We start from the raw sequence: 1,853 nt of genomic DNA, 5'->3' as shown, positions 1-1,853 counted from the left end.
AACACAGTGGACGCGAGCAACTGAGGACAAGCCCTCGGCCTATTAGTACCGGTCAACTCCACCCATTACTGGGCTTCCATATCCGGCCTATCAACCCAGTCGTCTACTGGGAGCCTTACCCTCTCAAGGAGGTGGGAATACTCATCTCGAAGCAGGCTTCCCGCTTAGATGCTTTCAGCGGTTATCCCTCCCGAACGTAGCCAACCAGCCATGCCCTTGGCAGGACAACTGGCACACCAGAGGTTCGTCCGTCCCGGTCCTCTCGTACTAGGGACAGCCCTTCTCAATATTCCTACGCGCACAGCGGATAGGGACCGAACTGTCTCACGACGTTCTAAACCCAGCTCGCGTACCGCTTTAATGGGCGAACAGCCCAACCCTTGGGACCGACTCCAGCCCCAGGATGCGACGAGCCGACATCGAGGTGCCAAACCATCCCGTCGATATGGACTCTTGGGGAAGATCAGCCTGTTATCCCCGGGGTACCTTTTATCCGTTGAGCGACGGCGCTTCCACAAGCCACCGCCGGATCACTAGTCCCGACTTTCGTCCCTGCTCGACCCGTCGGTCTCACAGTCAAGCTCCCTTGTGCACTTACACTCAACACCTGATTGCCAACCAGGCTGAGGGAACCTTTGGGCGCCTCCGTTACCCTTTAGGAGGCAACCGCCCCAGTTAAACTACCCATCAGACACTGTCCCTGATCCGGATCACGGACCCAGGTTAGACATCCAGCACGACCAGAGTGGTATTTCAACGGCGACTCCACCTGAACTGGCGTCCAAGCTTCACAGTCTCCCACCTATCCTACACAAGCCGAACCGAACACCAATATCAAACTGTAGTAAAGGTCCCGGGGTCTTTCCGTCCTGCTGCGCGAAACGAGCATCTTTACTCGTAGTGCAATTTCACCGGGCCTATGGTTGAGACAGTCGAGAAGTCGTTACGCCATTCGTGCAGGTCGGAACTTACCCGACAAGGAATTTCGCTACCTTAGGATGGTTATAGTTACCACCGCCGTTTACTGGCGCTTAAGTTCTCAGCTTCGCCCCACCGAAATGGAGCTAACCGGTCCCCTTAACGTTCCAGCACCGGGCAGGCGTCAGTCCGTATACATCGCCTTACGGCTTCGCACGGACCTGTGTTTTTAGTAAACAGTCGCTTCTCGCTGGTCTCTGCGGCCACCCCCAGCTCGAGCAGCAAGTGCTCTCACCAGTGATGGCCCCCCTTCTCCCGAAGTTACGGGGGCATTTTGCCGAGTTCCTTAACCATAGTTCACCCGAACGCCTCGGTATTCTCTACCTGACCACCTGAGTCGGTTTAGGGTACGGGCCGCCATGAAACTCGCTAGAGGCTTTTCTCGACAGCATAGGATCATCCACTTCACCACAATCGGCTCGGCATCAGGTCTCAGCCTTGATGTGTGACGGATTTGCCTATCACACGGCCTACACCCTTACCCCGGGACAACCACCGCCCGGGCTGGACTACCTTCCTGCGTCACCCCATCGCTTACCTACTACAGGTCTGGTCCGTCGGCTCCACCACTCCCCTTTGCCCGAAGGCTCCAGGGCGGCTTCACGGACTTAGCATCGCCTGGTTCGATATTGGGCGTTTCAAAGCGGGTACCGGAATATCAACCGGTTGTCCATCGACTACGCCTGTCGGCCTCGCCTTAGGTCCCGACTTACCCTGGGCAGATCAGCTTGACCCAGGAACCCTTAGTCAATCGGCGCACACGTTTCTCACGTGTGTATCGCTACTCATGCCTGCATTCTCACTCGTGAACCGTCCACAACTCGCTTCCGCGGCTGCTTCACCCGGCACACGACGCTCCCCTACCCATCCAAACG

The 1,853-nt window shown here is 56.9% G+C and carries 1 rRNA gene (cut by a window edge); it reads right to left on the bottom strand.

Going from position 1 to position 1,853, the window contains the following annotated elements:
* Positions 1 to 22: 22 nt before the first annotated feature.
* A 23S ribosomal RNA gene (locus ACF053_RS30145) occupies positions 23 to 1,853 on the bottom strand; it runs 1,366 nt beyond the window's last position.

This window comes from Streptomyces kanasensis (genome assembly GCF_043077165.1).
GTDB classification, from domain to species: Bacteria; Actinomycetota; Actinomycetes; order Streptomycetales; family Streptomycetaceae; genus Streptomyces; species Streptomyces changanensis.
The sequence above is the reverse complement of the archived record's forward strand: the minus strand, read 5'-3'. Positions and strand labels throughout refer to the sequence as shown.